Here is a 25032-nt window from a genome sequence, read left to right on the forward strand (position 1 = left end):
AAGCTGCGCCATCACCGGCCCTCGCGCCGGCCGGTGATGCTCAGCCCGCCTCCAGATCGGGGGCGGCATCGCCCGGCTGCCGCAGCATGCGCCGAGCGATCTTTTCCTCGCTCGGCACCTTGACGTCCCAGGCGAGCCCGAGCGCTTCCAGCGCGCGGATGAAGATGAAGCCGGGATCGAACTCGAACCAGCGCAGGCCGAAGGCCGCCGAATACGGGAAGGCGTGATGGTTGTTGTGCCAGCCCTCGCCCCAGGCGAGCCAGGCCATCACGCCGAGATTGCGGCTGTTGTCGTCGCGGGTGACGAAGGGCTGTGCGCCGAAGCTGTGCATGACCGAGTTGATGGCAGACATGGTCTGCTCGACCACGAACATCCGCACCACGCCGCCCCAGAGAAAGCCGGTCAGCACACCCCACAGGCTCATCGTCGCCAAGCCGCCGATCAACGCGGGCAGCAGCAGGCCAAGGCCGACCCAGATGTAGTAATGGCTGTTGACCGCAACCAGCCTGCGGTCCGCCATCAGGTCCGGCACGTAGTGGGCGACGTTGGGATAATCATGCGCGATCATCCAGGTCAGGTGCGCATGCAGGAAGCCGCGCAGGCGGCCGAGCAGACCGTCACCATGCAGTCGCGGCGAGTGCAGGTCGCCGTCATGATCGGACAGCTCGTGATGCCGCCGGTGCATCGCGGCCCAGGACAGCATGGGGCCGCGGCCGGCCATCGAGCCCATGACGATCAGGATCGCGCTCATGGTCGTGGAGGTCGCGAAGGCGCGGTGCGTGAACAGGCGGTGATAGCCGACGGTGAGGCCGAGACCCGTGATCAGCCAGAAGCCGAACAACAGTCCGAGCTCCATCGCGCCGATCGGGCGGACAATCAACAGGCCCAGCGCAACCAGCGTGCCGATGAACGGCAGCACATCGAAAATGATGAAATGCCGCCGCTGCATCCTGTGGAAGTGCCGGCTGCGGATGATGCGGTGATCGCGTTTCTGTTGCACGGTCGGGCTTCCAGGTCGGCTCATATGACTACATACAAGCCTGGCGGGCGCAACCCAAGCCGCGGCACCCAGGGTTTCAACAGCCGCGAAAGCCCATAGAATAGGCGAGCGACGCAAAATGCGTTCAAATCCGGTCCTTTCCGCTTGCCCCTCGAGGCCCCATGCCGTCACCTGTTGCAACCATTCTGACTGTGATCTCGATTGTGATGGCGGGACAGGCCATGGGATCCGATCTGGCCTTCGACCTCGAGGCGCATCGCGGCGGGCGGGCGCTGTTGCCGGAAAACACCCTGCCCGCCTTCGCCCATTCGCTGACGATGGGCGTGGACACGCTGGAGCTCGACGTCGGCGTTACCGCGGACGGCGAAGTGATCGTCTCGCATGAGCGCGGGCTCAATCCCGATCTCGCACGGCGGCCCGATGGGGCCTACATCGCTCCGCCCGGTACCCCTTTCGTCAAGCTGCGGCTCGACGAGATCAGGACCTATGACGTCGGCCAGATCCGCCCCGAGACTGCCTACTCACGACAATTCCCCGACCAGCGTGCGCTGCCGGGTACGCGCATTCCCAGCTTGCGCGAGCTGTTCGCGCTGGTGCGCAAGTCCGGCAACACGCGGGTGCGCTTCAACATCGAGACCAAGATCGATCCGAATCATCCGGATGAAACGCTGGAGCCGCAGGCCTTCGTCGCGAAGCTGCTCGGGGTAATCGAGACCGAAGGATTCTCCGACCGCGTCATGATCCAGTCGTTCGACTGGCGGACCCTGCTTCTCGTGCAGCAGCAGGCGCCGAAGATCCCGACCGTGTACCTGACGCTCCAGCGCGGCTCGGCCCCGACGGTGGCGCTCGACAAGGCGACGAGCTGGACGGCGGGGTTCAGCCCGGCCGATCACGGCGGCTCGCTGCCGCGGACGATCAAGGCCGCCGGCGGCGCGATCTGGTCACCCAATTTCGGCGACGTGACCGCGGCGCTGGTTTTCGAGGCCCATGCACAGGGACTTCGCGTCGTGGTCTGGACGGTGAACAAGCGTGAAGACATGGCGCGGATGATCGAGATCGGCGTCGACGGCATCATCTCGGACAGGCCGGACCTGCTGCGGCAAGTCGCCGGCGAGAAGGGGATCGCGCTGCCGGCGGGGACGCCGGTGGCGCCGTAATCAATCTCGTGTCCCGGACGCGGCGCGGCATGCAATGACGCGACGCAGAGCCGGCACCCAGAATTGTGGGCCCCGGCTCTGCAGCGCACCGCACCGGACGTTGCTTCGCATCGCCGGGGAAGCGCTGCGCTGCGTCCGGGGCACCAGACCATTCGTGGCGCCCCCTACTCCCCGTCCTTCCAACGCCGATACAGCGCGCCCAGGATGTTGGAATAATCGTCGGTCCAGACGCGCGCCCTGTCGTCGGCCTCGGTCAGCTCCCATTGCTTGGAGGACGCGAGCCTGCCGACATCGGCCTCCTCGCGCGCGGAGATGACGACGTCGGTGGAGAAGATGTAGTCACCATCGCGCCCCGAATCCTCGTTGAAGACCCAGCTCTTGAGATCGTTGGCATCCGCAATGCCGACCACGACGGTCTCCAGATCCAGATGCCGGTTGGAGACGTGCATCACCACGGCACCGTGCGGCGCGAGCTTGTCCTTGTAGATCTTCATCGCCTCTTCGGTCGCAAGATGGATCGGGATCGCATCGGACGAATAGGCATCGACGATGATGAGATCATAGGCGCCATCGGGCTCCTTGGCGAAGGTGAGGCGCGCATCGCCGATGACGGGCTTCATGTCCGGCATGCAGCTCGATATGTAGCGGAAATTCCTGGGGTCACGCGCCGCGTCGACCATGGACTGGTCGATCTCGAAAAAGGTCCAGTTCTCCCCTGGCTCGGCGGCGCAGGCGAGCGTGCCGGAGCCGACGCCGATCGCGGCGACCTTCAGCGGCGCGCCCTTGCGCTCGCGGATCGCGCTGACGGCCTGACCGATGCCGCCGTCCTTGTGATAATAGGTGATCGGCTCGGGCCTGCCGGCGACCGGCGTGCCGTCGTTGTTGCGGAAGCGCTCGGCGCCATGAATGGTGGTGCCGTGCATCAGCACGTGGAAATAGCCGCCCGGCGTCACCACGATCTTGTGCACGCCGAAGAAGCTGCGCACGGTCGTGACGCGGCCCTCGTCTGCGGGATAAACGCGGATCAACGCCAGCGCCAGCGCGACGGTGGCAAAGATCTTCCAGCGCCCGGCATTGAGGATCAACGCGAGCAGCGCGGCGAGCACGCCGACGGCGCCGGCGACCCAGACGCGATGATCCTCGAACCAGGTCGAGAGGCCGCCCGTCGTGTATGACGGCACGATGAGCACCAGTGCGAGCGCGGCGAGCGCCGGCCAGTACCATCTGACGACGCCGGCCAGCCGCTCGTTCGCGGACGGACGGCACAGCGCGGCAAGCGCGATCAGGATCGGATATTCGGCGATCCACGAGAAGGTGAAGGGCGCAACGAGCCCCGCGAACAAGCCACCGACCATGCCGCCGAACGACAGCGCAACATAGAAGCCGGTGAGATATCTGGCGGCAGGCCGCGTCCGCGCCAGCTCGCCGTGGCAGGCCATGGCAATGACGAAGAAGCAGAGTTGATGCCCGCCGAGCGTCAGCAGCAGGTTCTGCTCGCCGCCGAAAGCCAGCAGGACGACGACGCCGGCGATCGCGACGGGCTGGAGCATCAGCATCCATTTGTGCGGCAGCAGCGGCCGCGACTGGAACACGACGACCCAGGTCAGCAGGTACAGAGACAGCGGCAGCACCCACAAGAGCGGCGCCGCTGCGACGTCGGTCGAGATGTGGGCGGTGACGGCGATGAGCAGGCCCGAGGGCACGGCGGCGAGGAATATCCAGCGCAGCCGCGTCAAGAGGCCTGGCGCGGGTGCATTCACGTCCTCGGCCCGCGCGTCGGCCACGGCCAGCTTCGGCGAACGCAACAACAGCACGCCGCAGGCGCCGATGAGGAGGATCAGCAGGCCATAGCCACCGGTCCAGAACCGGTTCTGCATCTGCAGCGTGAACATCGGCTCCAGCAGGAACGGATAGGACAACAGTGCAAGGAAGCTGCCGATATTGGAGGAGGCGTAGAGGAAATAGGGATCATGGCCGGCCGGATGGCCGGTGCGGACGAACCAGGCCTGCAGCAGCGGATTGTTGGCGGCGAGCGCGAAGAACGGCAGCCCGATCGAGACCGCGAACAGGCCGAGCAGCCAGATCGCGTAGCCCGAAGCCGGCGGCTCGCCATAGGCGGAGGCGATGCCGAGCGGCAGCGTGGCGAAGGCGGCGAGCAGCAGCAGCAGATGCACCGCCACGGGGACGATCCGGTTCCGTGCCTGCATCAACAGATGCGCATAGGCATAACCGGCCAGCAGCAGCGACTGGAAGAATACCATGGCGACCGACCACACCGCCGGCGAGCCGCCGAGCCGCGGCAGCACCATCTTGGTGAACAGCGGCTGCACCGAGAACAGCAGCAGCGCGCTGACGAAGATCGCAGCGGTGTAGACCGTCAGCAGCAGCCGGTTGCGCGACGACGACGGCTGCTCCGTGGCGGCGGGTTGCACGATCGAATCCATGAATGCTCCGGCTCAAACCCGGCGGGCGCCGGACCGCGCGCAATGGAGCACAAGGCGCCTGCACGGGCAATAAAGTGTGGCGTGATGTTGCAGCAAGGAATGCTTGATATAGAGATGTCATTCCGGGGCGCCTCGGAGAGGCGAACCCGGAATCTCGAGATTCCGGGTCTGGTCCTTCGGACCATCCCGGAATAACAGTGGAACAACTTGAATCCCTCATGACGGAAACCGACGTCGTCATCATCGGCGCAGGCCATAACGGCCTCACCTGCGCGGCCTATCTCGCGATGGCGGGTCTGCGCGTGCGCGTGGTCGAGCGGCGCAAAGTGGTCGGCGGTGCGGCGGTGACGGAGGAGTTTCACCCCGGCTTTCGCAATTCGGTCGCGGCCTACACCGTGAGCCTGCTCAACCCGCAGGTGATCCGTGATCTCAGGCTCGCCGAGCAAGGCCTGCGCATCGTCGAGCGGCGTGCGCAGAATTTTCTGCCCGCGCCGGATGGCAGCTATCTCCTCACCGGCGAGGGGCGGACGAAAGCTTCGGTGGCGCGGCTCAGCGCGCATGATGCGGAAGCCCTCGACGGCTTCACGCGCGAGCTGGAAGACATCGCCGACGTGCTCAGGCGGTTCGTGCTGCGCGCGCCGCCGAACCTGCTCGACGGCTTCGGCACAAATGCGATCCGCGAGGCCGTGAACGCTTTGCAGAGCGCCAACATTCTGCGCGGCCTGACGCTGGAACAAAGCCGCAGCCTGCTCGATCTGTTCACGCGCTCGGCCGGCGAGATGCTGGACGAGCGTTTCGAGCACGATCTGGTCAAGGCGCTGTTCGGCTTCGACGCCATCGTCGGCAATTATGCCAGCCCCTACGCCGCCGGCTCGGCCTATGTGATGCTGCATCACGCGTTCGGCGAGGTGAACGGCAAGAAGGGCGTCTGGGGCCACGCCATCGGCGGCATGGGCGCGATCACGCAGGCCATGGCACGCGCGGCACGCGACCGTGGCGTCGTGATCGACACGGATGCCGGCGTCCGCGAGGTCATCGTCGAGCGCGACCGCGCCGTCGGCGTCGTGCTGGAGAACGGCTCTGCGATTCGCGCGAAATATGTCGCGGCCAATGTCAATCCAAAGCTGCTCTACACGCGCCTGATCGCGGCCGAGGCTCTTCCGGCGGACTTCCTCGCCCGCATCCGGCACTGGAAGAACGGCTCCGGCACGTTCCGCATGAACGTAGCGCTGGATCGCCTGCCCTCCTTCACGGCGCTATCGGGCGAGGGCGATCACCTCACCTCCGGCATCATCCTGGCGCCGAGTCTCGGCTACATGGACCGCGCCTGGGGCGACGCGCGCGCCCACGGCTGGAGCCGCGAGCCGGTGGTGGAAATGCTGATCCCCTCAACGCTCGACGACACGCTGGCTCCGGCCGGCAAGCATGTCGCGAGCCTGTTCTGCCAGCATGTCGCACCAAGCCTTCCCGATGGAAAGTCGTGGGACGACCATCGCGAAGAGGTCGCCGATCTGATGATCGCGACGGTGGACAAATATGCCCCGGGTTTTGCGGCGAGCGTGCTCGGCCGCCAGATCCTGTCTCCGCTCGATCTCGAGCGGCAATTCGGGCTGCTCGGCGGCGACATCTTCCACGGTGCGCTGACGCTGAACCAGCTGTTCTCGGCGCGGCCGATGCTGGGCCACGCCGATTATCGCGGGCCGCTGAGAGGCCTCTACCATTGCGGCTCCGGCGCCCACCCCGGCGGCGGCGTCACCGGCGCCCCCGGCCATAACGCGGCGCAGGCGATCCTGCGGGATCACCGCTCGCTGTTCGGAAGCCGTGGATAGGCCTGTGGATGGGCTGTGGACAGGCTGTCGAAAGGTCTGTGACCGGCCAGAGGATGTCTGGGCGAGACGGTCGGGAGCGATCCTGGGGAAAGACGGTGGAAAATCGGCGGGGCAATCGCGGGAAAAGTGGCGGACAGGGCCCTGACAAGCAGGCGGATAAGCTGTGCAGCCCTTCGAAGACCGCGAGCCCCAAAAGACCTCGCCCACCAGGGGAAACCCCTAGCGGGCGGTGATCAGGAATAGCCTTTGAAGAAAATAGCCCCCGCTTTGAAATGGCGGCGGAAATTACTTCAAGGAGGTGCTAATCGAAGTGAACTTCTCGTTCATGGTGGTGCCCAGCCCGTTCACCACGGTAATGATCGCCAGGGCGATGCCCGCGGCGATCAGGCCGTATTCGATCGCGGTTGCACCGGACTCGTCCGACCAGAACTTTTGAATCATGCGCTTCAAGACTCGCCTCCGTTTCAATTCCAAGCTGTGTTGGTTCGATTTCACATCCGGGAATGTACGGGGAACCCACTTCAGGCGGGTTAACCTGCGAACCGCAACTTGTCCGGAAACTCACCCGCAAAAGTTCTAAAAATTGAACTCAACGGAACCCTGAATGCAGCCTTCCCCCACCCATCGCGCCAGTTTTTCGATCGGCAGCGAAGTCGACGCCAAGCGCGTCGTCGATGTGCTCACCGAGGTGTTTTTCGACGGCGATGCGGCGGTCGCCGCCTTCGAACGGCCCGACGGTCAATGGGACGTGACGCTGCATTTCGCCGATGCGCCGGATCAGGCATGGCTAGCCGAACTCGTTGCAACTTCAGCAGGAAATGAGATTGCGGCGACGCTCGTCTTCGACACGGTCGAAGCCAAGGACTGGGTCAAGGCCAGCCTTGAAGATCTCGTCCCGGTGCCGGCCGGGCGCTTCGTGGTGCACGGCAGCCACGATCGCGACCGTGTGGCGCCGAACAAGCTCGCCATCGAGATCGAGGCGGCGCTCGCCTTCGGCACCGGTCACCATGGCACGACGCGCGGCTGTTTACTTCTGCTTGACCATGTCCTGAAGAGTTCCCGCCCGAGGAACCTGCTCGACCTCGGCACCGGCACAGGCGTGCTGGCGATCGCAGCCGCAAAGGCGCTGCATCGCGCGGTGCTGGCCTCCGACATCGATCCGCCATCGGTGCGGGTGGCGGCTGAGAACGCCACGCTGAACGAAGTTGGCAACCATGTGCGGATGATCCGCGCCACCGGCTTTGCCGCGCCGGATTTTGCGCGTGCGGGGCCGTTCGACCTGGTGCTCGCCAATATCCTTGCCAATCCGTTGCGGCAATTGGCGAGCCCGATGGTGCGGCACCTTGCGCCTGGCGCCCGCGTCATCCTCTCCGGCCTCTTGACGCACCAGGCGCCCGCCGTGATCGCCGCCTACCGCGCGCGCGGCCTCGTGCCGGTGCGACATCTCAGGATCGAGGGATGGAGCAGTCTGTTGTTGCGGAAGCTCTCGTAGGGCGGGCAATGCGACTTGCCCGCCGTAGCTCGAAGAGCGAAGGCGGAAGCGTGCCCACCATTCTTTCTACAATCGCGTCATTTTACAATCGCGGAATGACGGTGGGCACGGCGCTCTGCGCCTTTGCCCACCCTACAAAATCTCGCGCTACTCCGCCGGCTTCTCGTCGCGGCGTGACGCGCGCTGCCCCTGCAAGGCACGCCTCGCGCGGCGCTCGGCGAAACGGTCGATCATCTGGCTGATGAGGCCGCGCGGCTTCTTCGGTGTCGGAGTTGTCGGGGCGCGGCGCGCCGGCGGCGAAATCTTCTCAAAGGTGAACGCTGGCATCGTGTGTCCCCTCGCCGTTGAGATGAACCACCTGCTCGAATTTCCCTGTCATCCGGACGAAGCGCAACTGCCGCATCCTTTACTCCACTCAACTCGAATGGAACTATTCAAGCACAGTCCATGCCAGATGCGCCGCAAATGCGTCTACATTGCGGACTGATCCCCATGATCCTAAAGTGATCCACCATGTTCGAAGCGCACTTCCAGACATTCGAAGAGCCGGAGGCCGGCATCGCGTTGGCGGCACGGCTGGCCGCACTTCGCGAAGAGCTTGCCCGTCGCAAGCTGACCGGCTTCGTCGTGCCACGTGCCGATCAGCAGCAGAATGAATATGTGCCGCCATCGGAAGAGCGGCTTGCCTGGCTGACCGGCTTCACGGGCTCGGCGGGGCTAGCCGTGGTTCTGCCGCATGAGGCAGCACTGTTCGTCGACGGCCGCTACACGCTGCAGGCCGCCAAGCAGGTCGACGCCAAGGCGTGGGTGGTGGAATCGCTGATCGACCCGCCGCCGGAGAGCTGGGTGGCGGCGCATCTGAAAGCCGGCGACCGCCTCGGATTTGATCCGTGGCTGCACACTTTTTCGGCAGCCGAACGACTGTCCGCGGCCTGCGCCAAGGCCGGCGCCGAGCTGGTCGCCGTCGACAGCAATCCGATCGACGCAGTCTGGCAGGACCGGCCGCAGCCGCCGCTTGCCCCCGTCGCGGTGCACAGCCTCCAGCATGCCGGTGTCACTGAAGCGGAGAAGCTGACGCAGATCAGGGCCGAGATCGCCAAGCTCGGCACCGATGCGCTGGTGCTGTCGGACAGCCACGCAGTGGCCTGGACCTTCAACATCCGCGGCGCCGACGTCGCCCATACCCCGCTGCCGCTGTCCTACGCCTTGGTGCCGAAAGACGGCCGTCCCACCATCTTCATCGACCACCGCAAGCTCTCCAACCTCACACGCGACCATCTCGAGCAGTCCGCCGACGTGCGCGAACCGGACGCCATGGCGCCGACACTGATGGCGCTGGCCAAGAGTGGTGGATCGATCGCGCTCGACAACGCCACCGCCGCCGACGCACTCGGCCGGCTGATCACGGGCGCCGGCGGCAAGCCGGTGCGCGGCAGCGATCCGGTTGCACTGCTCAAGGCGGTCAAGAACGCGACCGAGATCAAGGGCACCAAGACGGCTCATTTGCGCGACGCTGTGGCGCTGGCGCGCTTCCTCGCATGGATCGATCGCGAGGCGCCAAGCGGCAAGCTCACCGAGATCGACGCGGTCGAGGCGCTGGAAACCTTCCGCCGCGACACCGGCGCGCTCAAGGACGTCTCGTTTCCCACCATCTCCGGCACCGGCCCGAACGGCGCCATCGTGCATTACCGCGTCACCCGCAAGAGCAACCGGCGGATCGCGCCCGGCGATCTCCTGCTGATCGATTCCGGCGCACAATATGAAGACGGCACCACCGACGTCACGCGCACCATGGCGGTGGGCGAGCCGACGGATGAGATGCGCGACCGCTTCACCCGCGTGCTGCGCGGTCACATCGCGATCGCGCGCGCCGTCTTTCCGGACGGCACCACGGGCGCGCAACTCGACACGCTGGCGCGGCAATATCTCTGGGCCGCCGGGCTCGATTTCGAGCACGGCACCGGCCACGGCGTCGGCAGCTATCTCTCGGTGCACGAAGGACCGGCGCGAATTTCGAAGCTCGGCACCACGCCGCTGAAGCGCGGCATGATCCTGTCCAACGAGCCCGGCTACTACAAGACCGACGGCTTCGGCATCCGTATCGAAAACCTCGAGCTGGTCGTCGCCGCCGAGGTCAAGGGCGCCGAGAAGCCGATGAACGCGTTCGAGACGCTGACCCTGGCGCCGATCGACCGCCGCCTGATCGATGTCGCGATGCTGAGCCGCGACGAGCTCGATTGGCTGAACGCCTATCATGCCCGCGTGAGGGATGACGTGCGGCCGGCGCTGGACGAGGCGACGAAGGCCTGGCTCGATCAGGCCACGGCGGAGCTGAAGGCGTAGTGCGCATAGCGCCACGCGGATTGTGCAAGGCTGTTACGACACGATAGGTGTCATGCCCGCGAAGGCGGGCATCCAGTACGCCGCAGCCCCTCGATCAATCATTACCGTCTCTGGAATACTGGATTCCCCGCCTTCGCGGGGAATGACACCGAACTTTCAGCACGAGCGAAGCGCCCAAACGATCGCCATCGTGCCCTCATCATAACCGTCCCGAAATCCGAATAGCCGCATTCCGAATCGCCGATATCGGTCTTGCGTGGGCACGCTACAGTTGATTCGAATTCGGACGACGGACGACATATGCACGGCATGATCAGCAGGCCGCCGGACGCGGCGACGAAAAACATCGCGACCTCGCGCCTGGTGCTGCTGCTGCTGGTCGTGATGACCGGGGTCGCGCCGATCTCGCTCTACATCCTGGTTCCGGCACTGCCGGTGCTGGCGACGAATTTCGGCAGCGACATCTCGATCGCGCAGATGACGGTGTCGCTCTACATGGTCGGCATCGCGCTGTCGCAGCTGATCATGGGGCCGCTGTCGGACCGGTTCGGGCGGCGGCCGGTGCTGCTGGGAGGGCTGGCGCTGATGGTGGTTGCCAGCATCGGCTGTATTTTTGCCGAGACCCTGCCGCAATTGATCGCCGCACGCTTCTTCCAGGCGCTCGGCGGCGCATCCGGCATGGTGATCAGCCGGGCCATCATCCGCGACATCTACGAGCGCGACCGCGTCGCCTCGATGATCAGCCTCGTGGTCGCGGCGTTGATGATCGGGCAGATGGTCTCGCCGCTCACCGGCGGCCTGATCGAGACCGCGTTCGGCTGGCGCGCGATCTTCTACGCCATCACCATCGCCGCCATCGTCGTTGCCGTCGGTATCGCCTTCGCGCTGCCCGAGACCCGCCGCAGCCGCAGCGCCGGCAGCGGCTTCCGCGGCGATATCGGCACGCTGATCCGGAGCCGCGCCTTCGTCGGCTATGTGATGTGCCAGGTGCTTGCGTCCCAGATTATCTTCACCTTCGCCGGCGGCGGGCCCTACATCGTGGTGACGCAGATGGGCCGCAGCAGCGCCGAATACGGCGCCTGGTTCGCGACGACGGGCTTTGCGTTTCTGGTCGGCAATCTGCTCTGCGTGCGCTTTGCGCCGCGGCACTCGCTGGAAAGGCTGATCTGGTTCGGGCTCGCCCTGCAGCTCTGCGGCAGCTTTTCGAACCTGCTCTGGAGCTTCGCCGGCTGGAACGAGGCGCCCGCCTGGCTGTTCGGCACCCAGATGATCGTGATGGCCGGCAACGCCTTCGTCATGGCGAATTCCGCCGCCGGCGCCATCAGCATCCGTCCCGAAGCAGCCGGCACCGCCTCGGGCGCGATGGGCTTCCTGCAGCAAGGCATTGGCGCGCTGATGTCGCAATTCGGCGCCTATCTCGGCGGCCATTCCGCGACGACGCTGCCGCTGACATCAGCGGTTCTCGCGATCTCCCTGCTCTGCGCCTGCGTGATGATGTTCGTCGTGCCCCGCCGCGAGATGGTGCCGAGCGAAGCGCTGATCGGGCAGGCCGAGGAGGACGAGACGGGGATGATGTGAGGGGCGCCGTGTAGAGTGCCTCTGCGGAAGGATTCTGGATTGCTTCCGCCTTCGCCGAGGCTTCGGCGGACAAGTCGCTGCGCTCGCAGTGACGACGCGGAGAGAGCCGTGTGAAAAATGAGAGGCGGGGCTGGGCCCCGCCTCTCTCAAACTCATATCTGCGCTTTGGCTTACGCCTGGCTCGCGATCGCCTTGCCGAGCGCGGCCTGCGCCGCTGCAAGCCGCGCGATCGGCACGCGGTAGGGCGAGCAGGAGACGTAGTCGAGACCGATATGGTGGCAGAAGGCGACGGAGGCGGGATCGCCGCCGTGCTCGCCGCAGATGCCGACCTTGAGCGAGGCGCGGGTCTTGCGGCCGCGGGCGACGCCGATCTTGACCAGCTCGCCGACGCCTTCCTGATCTAGCGAGATGAAGGGATCGACCGAGAGGATGCCCTTCGCGACGTACGGACCGAGGAAGCTCGCCGCGTCGTCGCGGCTGATGCCGTAGGTCGTCTGCGTCAGGTCGTTGGTGCCGAACGAGAAGAACTCGGCCGACTGCGCGATCTCGCCCGCGAGCAGGCAGGCGCGCGGCAGCTCGATCATGGTGCCGACCTGATAGGCCAGCTTGGTGTTGGTCTCACGCATCACGGCCTGTGCGGTGGCATCGATGCGCGCCTTGACCAGATCGAGCTCGGTCTTGGTCGCGATCAGCGGCACCATCACCTCGAGGCCGACGGCCTTGCCGGTGCGCTTCTGCGCCTCGACCGCCGCCTCGAAGATCGCGCGGGCCTGCATCTCGGCGATCTCGGGATAGGCGATCGCGATGCGGCAGCCGCGGAAGCCGAGCATCGGGTTGAACTCCGAGAGCTCGCGGGCACGGTCGGCGAGGCGCCGCGGGTCGGTGTTCATGGCACGCGCCACTTCCTCGACCTCGGCATGGGTGTGCGGCAGGAACTCGTGCAGCGGCGGGTCGAGCAGACGGATCGTGACGGGCAGGCCCTTCATGATCTCGAACAGCTCGACGAAGTCGGCGCGCTGCATCGGCAGCAGTTTTGCGAGCGCGGCGCGGCGCGACTGCTCGTCCTCGGAGAGGATCATCTCGCGTACCGTGCGGATGCGCGTCTCCTCGAAGAACATGTGCTCGGTGCGGCAGAGGCCGATGCCTTCGGCGCCGAACTTGATCGCGGTGCGCGCGTCGTCGGGCGTGTCGCCGTTGACGCGGACGCCGATCTTGCGGACCTGGTCGGCCCAGTTCATCAGCGTGCCGAACTCGCCGGAGAGCTCCGGCTCGATCATCGGCATGCGGCCGGCGAGCACCTGGCCGAGCGAGCCGTCGATGGTGATGACGTCGCCGGTCTTGAAGGTGCGCGAGCCGATGCTCATGGTGCCGCGGCCGTAATCGACGCGGATGGTGCCGCAGCCGGAGACGCAGGGCTTGCCCATGCCGCGCGCGACCACCGCCGCGTGCGAGGTCATGCCGCCGCGGGTGGTCAAAATGCCTTCGGCGGCGTGCATGCCGTGGATGTCTTCCGGGCTGGTCTCGATGCGGACCAGGATCACCTTGCGTCCGTCACCCTGGAGCTTGGCCGCCTCGTCCGAGGAGAACACGATCTCGCCGGAGGCCGCGCCCGGCGAAGCCGGCAGGCCGGTGGCGATCACGTCGCGCTTGGCGTTGGGATCGATGGTCGGATGCAGCAGCTGATCGAGCGAGGCCGGATCGATCCGCGTCACCGCTTCCTTCTTCGAGATCAGGCCCTCATTGGCGAGCTCGACCGCGATGCGCAGCGCCGCCTTGGCGGTGCGCTTGCCGCCGCGGGTCTGGAGCATCCAGAGCTTGCCCTGCTCGACCGTGAACTCCATGTCCTGCATGTCGCGGTAGTGCTTCTCGAGCAGCGTGTAGATCCGCGTCAGCTCCTTGAACGCTTCCGGCATCGCCGCTTCCATCGACGCCTTGTCGGAGCCGGACTCCTTGCGCGCCTCCTCGGTGATGTCCTGCGGTGTGCGGATGCCCGCCACCACGTCCTCTCCCTGCGCGTTGATCAGGAACTCGCCGTAGAGCTTGCTCTCGCCGGTCGAGGGGTTGCGGGTGAAGGCAACGCCGGTGGCCGAGGTCTCGCCCATGTTGCCGAACACCATGGCCTGCACGTTGACCGCGGTGCCCCAGGATTCCGGAATGTCGTGCAGCTTGCGGTAGGTCACCGCGCGCGCGTTCATCCAGGATGAGAACACCGCGCCGATCGCGCCCCAGAGCTGGTCGTGCGGATCCTGTGGGAATTCCTTGCCGGTCTCGCGTGCGACCGCATCCTTGTACTTTCCGACCAGCTCGACCCAGTCCTCGGCAGAGAGATCGGTGTCGAGCGTGTAACCCTGGCTGTCCTTGAAGGTGTCGAGGATTTCCTCGAAGTGATGATGCTCGAAGCCGAGCACCACGTCGGAATACATCGTGATGAAGCGGCGATAGCTGTCATAGGCGAAGCGGCGGTCGCCCGACAGCTCGGCCAGCGCTTCCACGGTCTGGTCGTTGAGGCCGAGATTGAGCACGGTGTCCATCATGCCCGGCATCGAGGCGCGCGCGCCGGAGCGCACCGAGACGAGCAGCGGGTTCTTGGTGTCGCCGAACACCTTGCCGGTCAACTTGCCGACATACTCCAGCGCCTTCTCAACCTGCGGCTTCAGTTCCTTCGGGTAGGTCTTGTCGTGATCGTAGAAATAGGTGCAGACCGAGGTCGGGATGGTGAAGCCGGGAGGCACCGGCAGGCCGAGATTGGCCATCTCGGCGAGGTTGGCGCCCTTGCCGCCGAGCAGGTCGCGCATCTCCGAGCGGCCCTCGGCCTTGCCGTCACCAAACGTGAACACCCATTTGCCGGCCTTGGCCGCTGCCGGCGCCGCCTTGGGAGGCGCAGCCTTCTTCGGCGCGGGCTTCGCGGCGACCTTCGGCGGAGCGGCCTTGGTGACCGCCTTCACCGCAGGCTTTGCGGTGGGCTTGGCAGCGGCTTTGGCGACCGGCTTCGCGCTCTTGGCCAGCGCCTTGCGGGCTGGCGGCGCTGCCTTCGCGGCGGCGGAGGGCTTTGATTTCGCTGGGATTTTCTTGGGCTTCGAGGCGGCTTTGGCCATAGCTTGCACACAACCTGCGAGAGGAATGGGAAATCGCGGGCCTTACACCACTTTGGGCGGGCCCGCGCAAGACGGACAGTTCCGAAAAGTGAACGCCTAGAAGCGGAGCCACTTCAGGAGCCCGAGCCCGATCGCGCCGTTGACGATGAGGAAGATCGCGACGATGAGGTTGAGAAGCCGCGGCATGATCAGGATGAGCACGCCCGCAATCAACGACAGGATCGGCGAAATGTGGGCGACGGTGATGTGCATGAACTATCTTTCTGTGAGGTGAGGCGAATCGCGCGCGGATCATAACCGGCTGGGTTCCGGGAGTAGAGATGCGCAAGGGCTGCTGCGAGTTCCGGCCTCACGAAAACTGCCCGAAATTGCCGCGAATGCGGCAGGCCTTTTCCCGGAACATTGGCTTTAGGCACGCATTGGCAACCGGTCGCGCCGCTGGCGCGTCCGAAGAATCACGTCGAAGGAGTTGTCCATGCGGAACAGGATTCTTGCTCTCGCAGCGCTTGCGGCCGCGACCAGTGCGCCCCTTGCCGCGCAGGCGCAAAGCGATGTCACGATCGGACGCGCGCCCGCCGTGGTCGACAGCGCGCCGACGATTGCGGTCGAACAGCGGCCGGCCTTCCGCGAATATGTCGTCGAGCAACGTGTGCCGGCCTTTCGCATTCCGGATCGCGTGGTGGTCGGCACCACCTTACCCGAAGCAGGCGTCACCTATTATGACGTACCGCAACGTTTCGGCGCCACGACCTATCGCTACACCGTCGTGAACGGCGAAACCGTGCTGGTCGAGCCGCGCTCGCGCCGCATCGTCGAGGTGCTGGACTAACAACGCTGCTGCTCCGTTCGATGTCCGGCGCGTCACATCAGGCTGGCGCGAGCAGTGTTAGATCGGACATCAGGCCCCGCCCGGTCCTCCCCCCGCCGGGCGGGGCTTTTTTGTTCTGTCATTCCGGGGCGCGCCACTTGGCGCGAGCCCGGAATCCATTTGTCAGCATAACGCGCGGCACGATGGATTCCGGGCTCGCGCTCCGCGCGCCCCGGAATGACAGCGGTGTTTGCCGTGCGGCCGCGCCTCAATCCTGGATCTTCGAGAAATCCGCCACCGCACGCGTGGCGCTGCGGATCTCGTTGAGGAGCTTCAGGCGGTTCTCGCGCACCTTCGGATCGTCATCGTTGACGCGCACCTTGTCGAAGAAGGCATCGACCGGCGGACGCAATTTTGCCATCGCGCTCATCGCCGCGGCGAAGTCTTCTTTGGCCACCGCAGCGCTGGCTTCCGCCTTGACCTCACCGATCGCCTTGGCCAGCGCCTTCTCCTCAGCGAGGCTGTAGAGCGCGGCATCCGGCGCGCCGTCGAAGCTGCGCTTGTCCTTCTTCTCCTCGATCGCAAGGATGTTGCTGGCGCGCTTGGTGCCGGCGAGCAGGTTCTTGCCGTCGTCAGAGTCGAGGAATTTGCCGAGCGCCTCGACGCGGCGGACGATCATCAGGAGATCGTCCTGGCCGCCGAGCGCGAACACGGCGTCGACGAGATCGTGACGTGCGCCCTGCTCGCGGAGCTGGACTTTCAGGCGGTCGGCGAAGAAGGCGAGCAGGTCGCTCGGAAGCTTCGAGGCATCGGCTGGCTTCACCGACAAGCCGGCGAGCGCGGATCCCGCCACCTTCATGAGCGACAGACGCAACGCGTTCTCGGCAATCAGTCGGATCACACCCAGCGCCGCGCGACGCAACGCATAGGGGTCCTTGCTGCCAGTCGGCTTTTCGTCGATCGCCCAGAACCCAACCAAGGTATCGATCTTATCGGCGAGCGCCACCGCAACGCTGACCGGATCGGTCGGAACGCGATCCGCAGGACCTTGCGGCTTGTAGTGTTCCTCGCTAGCCGAAGCGACGGAGGCATCCTCGCCCTGTGCGAGCGCGTAATACTTGCCCATCAGCCCCTGCACTTCAGGGAATTCGCCAACGACTTCCGTCAGCAGATCCGCCTTCGCCAGATGCGCAGCGCGCGTCGCCTTGCCGACATCGGCGCCAACGAGCGGCGCGATCTCCGCGGTCAGACGCTCGATGCGCTTGATGCGCGCAGCCTGGGTGCCGAGCTTCTCGTGAAACACGATCTGCTCGAACTTCGGCAGCCGGTCCTCGAGCTTGGTCTTGAGGTCCGTCTCATAGAAGAACTTCGCATCACTCAACCGCGCGCGGATGACGCGCTCGTTGCCGGCGATGATGGTCGCGCCACCGTCAGTCGCCTCGATATTGGCGACCAGGATGAACTTGCTGGCGAGCTTGCCCGTCTTGGGGTCGCGCACCACGAAGCACTTCTGGTTGTTGCGGATGGTGGCGCGGATGACTTCGTCGGGGGTCTTCAAGAATTCCGGTTCGAACGAGCCCATCAGCACGACCGGCCATTCGACGAGGCCCGCGACCTCGTCGAGCAGGTTCTGGTCCTCGACCAGCTCAAAACCTTGCGCGAAGGCAAGCTGCTTGGCGTCGGTGAGGATGGCGTCCTTGCGGCGCTCGGGATCGAGCACGACTTTGGCGGCAAGCAGCTTTGCTTCATAATCCTCGAAGCGGCGCACCTGGATTGGTGCCGGCGCGAGGAAGCGGTGGCCGTAGGTGGTCTGGCCGCTCTCGATGCCGTCGACCTCGAACTTCACGACATCGGGCTCTTCGGTCTCGAGGCCGAAGGTCGCGGTGATCGCGTGCAGCGGACGCACCCAGTTCAGCGAGCCGGGTTTGCCGGAACGCGCGCCCCAGCGCATCGATTTCGGCCAGGGGAAGGTGCGAATGATCACCGGCAGGATTTCCGCAAGCACGTCGATGGCGTCGCGGCCGGGCTTCTCGATCAAGCCGATGTAGAAATCACCCTTGGGGTCGCGCTGGATTTTTGCTTCGTCCAGCGACTTCAATCCCGTCGCTTTGAGGAAGCCCTGCACGGCCGCCTCGGGCGCGCCGACTTTGGGGCCGCGGCGCTCGGTCTTCAGGTCAGGCTGGCGCGCAGGGATGCCGTGCACGGTGAGCGCAAGGCGGCGCGGCGTCGCAAACGCCTTCGCGCCCTCGTAGACCAGGCCTTCGGCAACCAGCTTGTCGGTGACCATGCGGCGGAGATCGTCGGCCGCCTTTCCTTGCATGCGCGCGGGGATTTCTTCCGAGAACAGCTCAAGCAAAAGTTCGGGCATCAGGCCGCTCCGCCCGCTTCAGTATGGATCCAGGCCTCGCCGCAGGCCTTGGCCAGCTCGCGCACGCGCAGAATGTAGCTCTGCCGCTCGGTCACGGAGATCACGCCACGCGCGTCGAGCAGGTTGAAGACGTGGCTCGCCTTGATGCACTGGTCGTAGGCCGGCAGCGCCATCAGATGCTGCTTCTTGTTGCCGCCGTCGCGCCAGCCGGCATCGAGATATTTCCGGCAGGCCGCCTCGGCCATCTTGAACTGCTCGAACAGCATCGCGGTGTCGGCGTATTCAAAGTTGTGCCGGGAATATTCCTGCTCGGCCTGCAGGAACACGTCGCCATAGGTGACCTTGGCATCGCCCTCGCGGCCGTTGAAGTTGAGGTCGTAGACGCGGTCGACGCCCTGCACATACATCGCGAGGCGCTCGAGCCCGTAGGTGAGCTCGCCCGCGACCGGCGCGCATTCGAAGCCGGCGACCTGCTGAAAGTAAGTGAACTGGCTGACTTCCATGCCGTCGCACCAGCACTCCCAACCGAGGCCCCAGGCGCCCAAGGTCGGGCTCTCCCAATCGTCCTCGACGAAACGGATGTCGTGCACGGCGGAATCGATGCCGATCGCGGCGAGCGACTTCAGGTACAGCTCCTGAAGGTTCGGCGGCGACGGCTTCATGATCACCTGGAACTGGTAATAGTGCTGCATCCGGTTCGGGTTCTCGCCATAGCGGCCGTCCTTGGGCCGGCGCGAGGGCTGCACATAGGCGGCGTTCCAGGGTTTGGGCCCGAGCGCGCGCAGCGTGGTCGCCGGATGGAAGGTGCCCGCGCCCATTTCCATGTCGTAGGGCTGCAGGATCACGCAGCCCTGCTCGGCCCAGAACCGCTGGAGCGCGAGGATGAAGCCCTGGAACGAGCGTTCCGGGCGCATATGGGCGGGCAATGAGGCGTCCATCGTCAGATCGGGCTCTCGCGGGGGTTTTGAATCGCGCGGGACCGTATCGACGGCGGGGATGGGAATCAAGGCGAAGGGGGGCTTCTTACCTCTCCCTCTTGCGGGAGAGGTCGGCGCGAAGCGCGGGGAGAGGGTTCTGCCCTCTGGGGGGTTCTCGCCTGTGGAGAGAGCCCCTCCCCAGCCCTCCCCCGCAAGCGGGAGAGGGAGCGCACCTGTGCGTGGGGAGAAAGGCCTAACCCGGCCGGTAAGCTCCGGTCACGGGGTCACGCTTCAGCGTCTGGATATCCCCCATGTGGGCGGCCTCAGCGACGCGCGACAGGCGCATCTCCTCCAGTTCCTGGTTGATCCGGACAGCGGTCTTGTAGGCCCAGCGGACCACGGCAAGCCCGCCCAGGACGCCCGCGAAAGCGACGAACGGCGGCATCGATCGATCCTCGTCTCATGCTCAGCCCCCACTTGCATTGTTGCGCAGATGGACCTGCGCCGCAATTGGTGCCGTCCGGGCGAAATGGCGCGGGAGCGCGAGCCCTAGAACCCGAATTTCGCCCAAATCGCCCGCGTTTCGACCGCCGAGATCAGCTCGTCCGGCAGGCCGGCCATTGATTCCAGGGCCGAAAGCTGCCCCGCGCCGGGCGATTTCCGGCCCAAAAAGCCGGAGAGCAGCCCGGTCGGCTGCGCGATCACGGGGGTGAGAACCTTCTCGCCATAGCGGGCACGAAGAGTTGAGCGGAGATCGCCGATGCTGTCGGCGAGCCCTAGCGCGATCGCGCTTTCGCCCGCCCAGTATTCGCCCGTGAACAGCGTGTCGTCGGCTCCCTTCAGCCGGGCGCCGCGGCTCTCCTTGACCAGCGAGATGAAGATCTGGTGGATCTCGCGCTGGATCGCCTTCAGTCGCATGACGTCATCGGGGTTTTCCGGAAGGAACGGGTCGAGCATCGCCTTGTGCTCGCCTGACGTGTAGAGGCGCCGCTCGATGCCGAGCCGCCTGATCGCCTCCTGGAAACCGAAACTGCCGCCGACCACGCCGATCGAGCCGAGGATCGACGAGGGATCGCAGATGATCTCGTCGCCGGCGCAGGCGATCATGTAGCCGCCGGAGGCCGCGACGTCCTCGACGAACACGAGCACCGGCAGCTTCTTCTCCGCGGCAAGCTGCTTGATGCGCAAGAAGATCTGGCGCGACTGCACCGGCGAGCCGCCGGGCGAGTTGATCACCAGCGCCACCGCCTTGGCGTGCCGGTAGGAAAACGCGCGCTCGAGCACCCGCGCGACGCCGGCAAGCGTCAGGCCCGGACGCAGCGGCGTCACCGCACCGATTACACCCGACAGCCGCACCACCGGCACGACCGCCGTGCCGGGACGAAAGCGCGCCGGCAGATATTGCATGAGCTTGTCGGCCAGGCCGGAACTCTCACGATCGTTCAATTGTTCGTCCATGGCCTTACCTCTGATTAACCATTTCTTATCACGCGAGTGTCATTGAAAGTGCCTGGAACGTGTTTTGCAGAATCCCCGTTGGGAAGCTGCAATAGGCAGCGGAGGAAACGCCATGAAGATCTATCTGCTGTTGCTGCTGATCGGTGCGCTTTTCACGGCGATTCGCTTTACGTCCCCGCAAGAGCAGCAGACGGAATCGCTGCCGCAGTAAGCCGTCACGGCTCCGCCAGCGGCAACGCCGCCCTCCCCTCCAGAATATCCCGCACCTCTTTTTTAGGCACGTTTGACTCCTCGTTAAGCATGAGCCCGGGCAGCAATCGCGTCGGTGCCCGGCCGCCTTTGACGGCGCGCACCAGCACGCGGATCGCGGGCTTTCCCGCTTCGCCATGAACCGGCAGGATCGCGAGGCTACCGAAGCCGCGTGACAGCGCTGCCATGACGTCGCCGAGTCCGTCCGCGCGCCAGATCAGAGTCAGCACGCCGCTCGATCGGAGAATACGCCGGGCTGCATGCACCCACGCATGCAGCGTCTCCTCCGTCGCCACATGCGCAGCATGGCGCGCCTGATCCGGTGAGCCGCGATGGCGTGCGGGATCGTTGAAGGGCGGGTTCATCAGCACGGCGTCGGCGCTGTCGGGCAGAAGTCCGTTCGCTGCAAACGCCTGCGCATCGGCGGTGACGTCGAGCACGATGACCTCGGCGGCGATCGCGTTCGCCGCGGCGTTGGCCCGCGCGAGCTCCGCCAGTTCCGGATCGATCTCGACCAGGCTGAGCCTGATCCCCGCGACGCGCCGCGCAAGCGCGAGCCCCGCCGTGCCGATGCCAGCGCCGAAGTCGACCACGCGGTCCCCCGCCTTAGCGTCGATCGCCGCTGCGAGCAGGACGGCGTCGTGCCCGGCGCGATGGCCGGACCGCTTCTGCATCAAGCGCAACTGCCCGCCGAGAAAGGCGTCCTCGGTAATATCCGCGGCCTCAATCATCGCCGCGCAATTCGTGGCTGAGGCCGGCCTCGGTGAGGAGCGCCCTGGCCTCCTCGGCGTCGTCCTCATGAACCAGGATCCGCCGCGGCAATATGCCGAGGGAGCCTTCGATGATGCTCATGTTCTGGTCGAGCACCAGATGGTGGATGTTGGCGCCGTCGAGCAGCGCGCCGATCGCCGACACCAGCACCATATCGTTGGTCCGAACCAGTTCACGCAAAACGCAGATCTCCTGCCTGAAAGTGGCTAACGCGGCAAATGTCAATGGTTCCGCGGGCCTTGCCGCATTCGCCGCCAGTTTCTATTGTATTTCCATCAGAATAGCCCTTCCGGGGCAAATATTGGAGACCGGCGTGGCCGTCATCGTACCTTTCGAAACTCCCGGCGCGTCGATCGAAGAGCTGGTTGCCCTTGTTGCCCCCGATATGGAGCGCGTCAATGCCACGATCCTGTCGCGGACCGGGTCGGACGTGACCATGATCCCGGAAGTGGCCAACCACCTGATCTCCTCCGGGGGAAAACGCCTGCGGCCGATGCTGACGCTCGCCATGGCCAACCTCGCCGGCTACAACGGCGACGGCCATATCAAGTTAGCTGCCTCCGTCGAGTTCATGCATACCGCGACGCTCCTGCACGACGACGTCGTCGACGAGAGCGAGATGCGCCGCGGCAAGCTGTCGGCGCGCATGCTTTGGGGCAATGAGGCGAGCGTGCTGGTCGGCGACTTCCTGCTGGGCCAGGCCTTCCGCATGATGGTCGAGGTCGGCTCGCTGCGCGCGCTCGACATCCTCTCCGCGGCCGCCGCCACCATCGCCGAGGGCGAGGTGATGCAGCTCGCGGCTGCCAAGAACACCGCGACCACCGAGGACGAATATCTCGCCGTGATCCGCGGCAAGACGGCCGAATTGTTCGCGGCCGCCTGCGAGGTCGGCCCGGTCATCGCCAACCGCCCGAAGGCGGAGCAGACCGCGTGCCGCTCGGTCGGCATGAATCTCGGCATCGCCTTCCAGCTCGTCGATGACGTGCTCGACTACGGCGGCAAGAGCGCCAAGCTCGGCAAGAACACCGGCGACGATTTCCGCGAAGGCAAGATCACGCTGCCCGTCGTGCTTGCCTTCCGCCGCGGCAACGACACCGAGCGCGCCTTCTGGATCCGGGCGCTGGAGCGCGGCGAGATCGGCGATTCCGATCTCGATCACGCCCTCGGCCTGATGAACAAGCACCGCGCGCTCGAGGATACGCTAAGCCGCGCCCAGCACTACGGCGCGATGGCCGTGGATGCGCTGGCGCTGTTCCCGCCCTCGCCGATGAAGAGCGCGCTGGAGCAGGTCGTGGCGTTTTGCTTGGCACGGTCTCATTAGGCCTGACGCCCTTCGTGGCCTTAGCTACGCTCCAGCACCTCAGGGTGACGGTGACGGATGAGTGCGCGCTGCTTCCACAGCGTCATTGCGAGCGCAGCGAAGCAATCCAGAATCCCGCCGCGGAGACGACCTGGATTGCTTCGCTGCGCTCGCAATGACGAGGTCTGTCGGCACCGCTCGCTCTCATGTCCCGGACGCGCTGCAGCGTGAAACGCTGCTGCGCAGAGCCGGGACCCATGCGACGTCCAGCGATGAGCACGATGGGCCCCGGCTCTGCAGCGCACCGCCAAGGGGCGCTGCGCTGCGTCCGGGGCACGAGAGCGTCTGTTCAGCAACTGCGCTTTATTCTCATTCGCTCCACATGCGTCGCCCACCAGTTACTTGCATTTTGCAAGTGACTGCCCTACCTTCCCCGCCATGCAGCCCAAATCCCCTTCCATGCTGGAATGCCCGGTCGGCCGCGCGGTGGAGACGGTCGGCGAATGGTGGAGCATCCTGATTCTGCGCGATGCGTTTCAGGGTGCGACGAAGTTCGACGAGTTCTCGCAAAGCCTCGGCATTGCGCCGAACATCCTGTCGCGGCGGCTTGCGCATCTGACCGAAAGCGGCATGTTCGTGCGTCGCCGCTATCAGGAGCGCCCGCCGCGCTACGAATATGTGCTGACCGACAAGGCGCGGGATTTCTTCCCCGTGATCGCTACGCTGCTGGCCTGGGGCAACAAGCATCTCGCGCCGAAGGGCGCATCCATCCTGCTGGCGAACCGGGGCGACGTCCGCCCGTTCGAGCCGGTCGTGGTCGATGCCGTCGACAAGCGCCCGATCACGCTCGCCAATGCGGTCGTCGTCGCGGGTCCCCGCGCCAGTCGCGGCATGCGCGCGCGGCTCGCTTCGCTCAAAGCCATGAACCCGGCCGTCGCGCCGGCTGGAGACTGACATGCGTCGTATCGTCGTGACGGGAATGGGCGCGGTGGCGCCGCTTGGCTGCGGCGTCGAACTGACGTGGCGGCGGCTGCTCGCGGGGCAAAGCGGGCTGCGCCCGTTGCAGGAATGGGCGGAGGCGCTGCCGGCGCGCATCGCAGGTCTCGTGCCCGACAAGGCCGATGATGCCGAAGGCGGTTTTGATCCGGCGCACGCTGCCGCGCCCAAGGATCAGCGCAAGATGGACCGCTTCATCCTGTTCGCTCTGCTCGCCACCGCGGAAGCCGTCGCGCAGTCCAAATGGACACCGCAGGACGCGAGCGCGCTCGAGCGCACCGCGACGATCATCGCCTCCGGCGTCGGCGGCTTTCCGGCCATGGCGGAGGCGGTGCGCATCACCGAGCAGCGCGGCGCGCGCCGGCTATCGCCGTTCACGATCCCCTCGTTCCTCGCCAATCTCGCCGCCGGCCACGTCTCGATCAAATACGGCTACAAGGGCGCGCTGGGCACGCCCGTCACCGCCTGCGCCGCCGGCGTGCAGGCGATCGGCGATGCCGCGCGCATGATCCGATCAGGCGAAGCAGACGTTGCGATCTGCGGCGGCGCGGAGGCCTGCATCGACATCGTCAGCCTCGGCGGCTTTGCGGCGGCGCGTGCACTGTCGAGCGGCTTCAACGACGAGCCCGCGCGCGCCTCGCGTCCGTTCGATCGCAACCGCGACGGTTTCGTCATGGGCGAAGGCGCCGGCATCCTGGTGATCGAGGCGCTGGAGCATGCGCAAGCCCGCGGCGCCGCCCCGATCGCAGAGATCGTCGGCTACGGCACGACCGCGGACGCCTATCACATGACGTCGGGGCCGCCGGATGGCGACGGTGCGCGCCGCGCCATGGAGATCGCGCTCCGGCAGGCCAAGCTTGCGCCTGCCGATGTGCAGCACCTCAACGCGCATGCGACCTCGACACCGGCCGGCGACGAGAGCGAGCTTGGCGCGATCGGCGCGCTGTTCGGCCGCAACCGCGGCATTGCCGTGAGCGCGACCAAGTCGGCAACGGGTCACCTGCTCGGCGCCGCCGGCGGACTGGAAGCGATCTTCACCGTGCTTGCCTTGCGCGACCAGATCGCGCCGCCCACGCTCAATCTCGAAAACCCCGATGCGGGCGCTGAAGGCATCGACATCGTCGCAGGTAGCGCGCGGCCGATGCCGATGCGGCATGCCATCTCCAACGGCTTCGGCTTCGGCGGGGTGAATGCCAGCGTGATCTTCCGCCGGATCGGCTGAGCGAG

General features: G+C 65.8%; 21 protein-coding genes. 9 read left to right on the forward strand and 12 right to left on the reverse strand.

The annotated features are described in order from the left end of the window. Positions 1-40 precede the first annotated feature (40 nt). A complete protein-coding gene (locus ACNJYA_RS31345; RefSeq protein ID WP_439401265.1) occupies positions 41-1000 on the reverse strand; it encodes an acyl-CoA desaturase in 960 nt (319 codons plus the stop codon). A gap of 221 nt (positions 1001-1221) precedes the next feature. On the opposite strand from ACNJYA_RS31345, the gene ACNJYA_RS31350 reads away from it, so the two are divergent. After that, positions 1222-2157, forward strand: a complete 936-nt coding sequence (locus ACNJYA_RS31350; protein WP_439401266.1) for a glycerophosphodiester phosphodiesterase — start codon at positions 1222-1224, stop codon at positions 2155-2157. Between the two features lie 164 nt (positions 2158-2321). On the opposite strand, the gene ACNJYA_RS31355 is transcribed toward ACNJYA_RS31350, so the two are convergent. After that, a complete protein-coding gene (locus ACNJYA_RS31355) occupies positions 2322-4601 on the reverse strand; it encodes a spermidine synthase (protein WP_439401267.1) in 2280 nt (759 codons plus the stop codon). A 218-nt stretch (positions 4602-4819) separates the two neighbouring features. Here ACNJYA_RS31355 and ACNJYA_RS31360 point away from each other — a divergent pair, with 218 nt between their 5' ends. Next, the gene (locus tag ACNJYA_RS31360; RefSeq protein ID WP_439401269.1) at positions 4820-6430 is read left to right on the forward strand and encodes a phytoene desaturase family protein; all 1611 of its coding nucleotides are present in this window, start codon (positions 4820-4822) and stop codon (positions 6428-6430) included. A 285-nt stretch (positions 6431-6715) separates the two neighbouring features. Here ACNJYA_RS31360 and ACNJYA_RS31365 read toward each other — a convergent pair whose 3' ends face one another. Then, complete coding sequence (locus ACNJYA_RS31365) at positions 6716-6871, reverse strand: Flp family type IVb pilin (protein ID WP_085968950.1); 156 nt, start codon at positions 6869-6871, stop codon at positions 6716-6718. Positions 6872-7034: 163 nt separating this feature from the next. Between ACNJYA_RS31365 and ACNJYA_RS31370 the strand changes: the two genes are divergently transcribed. Next, complete coding sequence (locus tag ACNJYA_RS31370) at positions 7035-7922, forward strand: 50S ribosomal protein L11 methyltransferase (RefSeq protein ID WP_439401270.1); 888 nt, start codon at positions 7035-7037, stop codon at positions 7920-7922. Positions 7923-8069: 147 nt separating this feature from the next. Here the strand turns inward: ACNJYA_RS31370 and ACNJYA_RS31375 are convergent, their stop codons facing one another. Next, positions 8070-8249, reverse strand: a complete 180-nt coding sequence (locus tag ACNJYA_RS31375) for a hypothetical protein (protein ID WP_172787499.1) — start codon at positions 8247-8249, stop codon at positions 8070-8072. A 186-nt stretch (positions 8250-8435) separates the two neighbouring features. On the opposite strand from ACNJYA_RS31375, the gene ACNJYA_RS31380 reads away from it, so the two are divergent. Both ACNJYA_RS31380 and ACNJYA_RS31385 read left to right on the forward strand, forming a co-directional pair. Further along, positions 8436-10265 (forward strand): aminopeptidase P family protein, encoded by a 1830-nt coding sequence (locus ACNJYA_RS31380; protein ID WP_439364318.1) that lies wholly within the window; start codon positions 8436-8438, stop codon positions 10263-10265. Positions 10266-10565: 300 nt separating this feature from the next. Then, complete coding sequence (locus tag ACNJYA_RS31385; RefSeq protein ID WP_439364319.1) at positions 10566-11843, forward strand: multidrug effflux MFS transporter; 1278 nt, start codon at positions 10566-10568, stop codon at positions 11841-11843. A 170-nt stretch (positions 11844-12013) separates the two neighbouring features. Here ACNJYA_RS31385 and ppdK read toward each other — a convergent pair whose 3' ends face one another. Together ppdK and ACNJYA_RS31395 are read right to left on the reverse strand one after the other, a co-directional pair. Beyond that, positions 12014-14938: a pyruvate, phosphate dikinase gene (gene ppdK, locus ACNJYA_RS31390; protein WP_439401271.1), complete on the reverse strand. Its 2925-nt coding sequence runs from the start codon at positions 14936-14938 to the stop codon at positions 12014-12016. A gap of 96 nt (positions 14939-15034) precedes the next feature. Continuing rightward, positions 15035-15190: a DUF3096 domain-containing protein gene (locus tag ACNJYA_RS31395; RefSeq protein ID WP_008562090.1), complete on the reverse strand. Its 156-nt coding sequence runs from the start codon at positions 15188-15190 to the stop codon at positions 15035-15037. Between the two features lie 223 nt (positions 15191-15413). Here ACNJYA_RS31395 and ACNJYA_RS31400 point away from each other — a divergent pair, with 223 nt between their 5' ends. After that, a complete protein-coding gene (locus ACNJYA_RS31400) occupies positions 15414-15767 on the forward strand; it encodes a DUF1236 domain-containing protein (RefSeq protein WP_172787503.1) in 354 nt (117 codons plus the stop codon). Positions 15768-16014: 247 nt separating this feature from the next. Here ACNJYA_RS31400 and glyS read toward each other — a convergent pair whose 3' ends face one another. The 6 genes from glyS to ACNJYA_RS31430 form a co-directional block, all read right to left on the reverse strand. Next, on the reverse strand, positions 16015-18114 hold the full coding sequence (glyS, locus tag ACNJYA_RS31405; protein WP_439401272.1) for a glycine--tRNA ligase subunit beta: 2100 nt from the start codon (positions 18112-18114) through the stop codon (positions 16015-16017). Then, entirely contained in the window at positions 18114-19052 is a 939-nt protein-coding gene (locus ACNJYA_RS31410; protein WP_172787505.1) for a glycine--tRNA ligase subunit alpha, read from the reverse strand. Before ACNJYA_RS31410 ends, glyS begins: the two co-directional genes overlap by 1 nt. 232 nt (positions 19053-19284) lie before the next feature. Next, positions 19285-19476 carry a hypothetical protein gene (locus ACNJYA_RS31415; protein ID WP_027558178.1) on the reverse strand — a complete coding sequence of 64 codons (192 nt, stop codon included), beginning with the start codon at positions 19474-19476 and terminating at the stop codon, positions 19285-19287. 104 nt (positions 19477-19580) lie between these two features. Continuing rightward, positions 19581-20489, reverse strand: coding sequence for a S49 family peptidase (locus ACNJYA_RS31420; RefSeq protein WP_172787506.1), 909 nt, complete (start codon positions 20487-20489; stop codon positions 19581-19583). Positions 20490-20704: 215 nt separating this feature from the next. Continuing rightward, positions 20705-21469: a tRNA1(Val) (adenine(37)-N6)-methyltransferase gene (locus ACNJYA_RS31425; protein ID WP_439401273.1), complete on the reverse strand. Its 765-nt coding sequence runs from the start codon at positions 21467-21469 to the stop codon at positions 20705-20707. Beyond that, entirely contained in the window at positions 21462-21689 is a 228-nt protein-coding gene (locus tag ACNJYA_RS31430; RefSeq protein WP_008562067.1) for a putative signal transducing protein, read from the reverse strand. The genes ACNJYA_RS31425 and ACNJYA_RS31430 overlap by 8 nt, the downstream gene beginning before the upstream one ends. A gap of 133 nt (positions 21690-21822) precedes the next feature. Here ACNJYA_RS31430 and ACNJYA_RS31435 point away from each other — a divergent pair, with 133 nt between their 5' ends. The 3 genes from ACNJYA_RS31435 (at position 21823) to fabF (ending at position 25027) form a co-directional block, all read left to right on the forward strand. Then, positions 21823-22830, forward strand: coding sequence for a polyprenyl synthetase family protein (locus ACNJYA_RS31435; protein WP_172787508.1), 1008 nt, complete (start codon positions 21823-21825; stop codon positions 22828-22830). 417 nt (positions 22831-23247) lie between these two features. Continuing rightward, positions 23248-23763, forward strand: a complete 516-nt coding sequence (locus tag ACNJYA_RS31440) for a winged helix-turn-helix transcriptional regulator (RefSeq protein ID WP_439401274.1) — start codon at positions 23248-23250, stop codon at positions 23761-23763. A 1-nt stretch (position 23764) separates the two neighbouring features. Next, positions 23765-25027 (forward strand): beta-ketoacyl-ACP synthase II, encoded by a 1263-nt coding sequence (gene fabF, locus ACNJYA_RS31445; RefSeq protein ID WP_439401275.1) that lies wholly within the window; start codon positions 23765-23767, stop codon positions 25025-25027. The last annotated feature ends 5 nt before the right edge of the window (positions 25028-25032 follow it).

This window comes from Bradyrhizobium sp. BLXBL-01 (assembly GCF_051853025.1).
GTDB lineage: Bacteria > Pseudomonadota > Alphaproteobacteria > Rhizobiales > Xanthobacteraceae > Bradyrhizobium.

What these genes read in the sequence shown, in the direction of transcription:
- ACNJYA_RS31440 (WP_439401274.1), top strand. Translation starts at nt 23,248, where the DNA reads ATGCAGCCCAAATCCCCTTCCATGCTGGAATGCCCGGTCGGCCGCGCG.
- ACNJYA_RS31380 (WP_439364318.1), top strand. Translation starts at nt 8,436, where the DNA reads ATGTTCGAAGCGCACTTCCAGACATTCGAAGAGCCGGAGGCCGGCATC.
- ACNJYA_RS31410 (WP_172787505.1), bottom strand. Translation starts at nt 19,052, where the DNA reads ATGGACGCCTCATTGCCCGCCCATATGCGCCCGGAACGCTCGTTCCAG.
- ACNJYA_RS31375 (WP_172787499.1), bottom strand. Translation starts at nt 8,249, where the DNA reads ATGCCAGCGTTCACCTTTGAGAAGATTTCGCCGCCGGCGCGCCGCGCC.
- ACNJYA_RS31425 (WP_439401273.1), bottom strand. Translation starts at nt 21,469, where the DNA reads ATGATTGAGGCCGCGGATATTACCGAGGACGCCTTTCTCGGCGGGCAG.
- ACNJYA_RS31395 (WP_008562090.1), bottom strand. Translation starts at nt 15,190, where the DNA reads ATGCACATCACCGTCGCCCACATTTCGCCGATCCTGTCGTTGATTGCG.
- ACNJYA_RS31415 (WP_027558178.1), bottom strand. Translation starts at nt 19,476, where the DNA reads ATGCCGCCGTTCGTCGCTTTCGCGGGCGTCCTGGGCGGGCTTGCCGTG.
- ACNJYA_RS31360 (WP_439401269.1), top strand. Translation starts at nt 4,820, where the DNA reads ATGACGGAAACCGACGTCGTCATCATCGGCGCAGGCCATAACGGCCTC.
- ACNJYA_RS31365 (WP_085968950.1), bottom strand. Translation starts at nt 6,871, where the DNA reads ATGATTCAAAAGTTCTGGTCGGACGAGTCCGGTGCAACCGCGATCGAA.
- fabF (WP_439401275.1), top strand. Translation starts at nt 23,765, where the DNA reads ATGCGTCGTATCGTCGTGACGGGAATGGGCGCGGTGGCGCCGCTTGGC.
- ACNJYA_RS31420 (WP_172787506.1), bottom strand. Translation starts at nt 20,489, where the DNA reads ATGGACGAACAATTGAACGATCGTGAGAGTTCCGGCCTGGCCGACAAG.
- ACNJYA_RS31350 (WP_439401266.1), top strand. Translation starts at nt 1,222, where the DNA reads ATGGGATCCGATCTGGCCTTCGACCTCGAGGCGCATCGCGGCGGGCGG.
- ACNJYA_RS31400 (WP_172787503.1), top strand. Translation starts at nt 15,414, where the DNA reads ATGCGGAACAGGATTCTTGCTCTCGCAGCGCTTGCGGCCGCGACCAGT.
- ACNJYA_RS31355 (WP_439401267.1), bottom strand. Translation starts at nt 4,601, where the DNA reads ATGGATTCGATCGTGCAACCCGCCGCCACGGAGCAGCCGTCGTCGTCG.
- ACNJYA_RS31385 (WP_439364319.1), top strand. Translation starts at nt 10,566, where the DNA reads ATGCACGGCATGATCAGCAGGCCGCCGGACGCGGCGACGAAAAACATC.
- ACNJYA_RS31370 (WP_439401270.1), top strand. Translation starts at nt 7,035, where the DNA reads ATGCAGCCTTCCCCCACCCATCGCGCCAGTTTTTCGATCGGCAGCGAA.
- ppdK (WP_439401271.1), bottom strand. Translation starts at nt 14,938, where the DNA reads ATGGCCAAAGCCGCCTCGAAGCCCAAGAAAATCCCAGCGAAATCAAAG.
- glyS (WP_439401272.1), bottom strand. Translation starts at nt 18,114, where the DNA reads ATGCCCGAACTTTTGCTTGAGCTGTTCTCGGAAGAAATCCCCGCGCGC.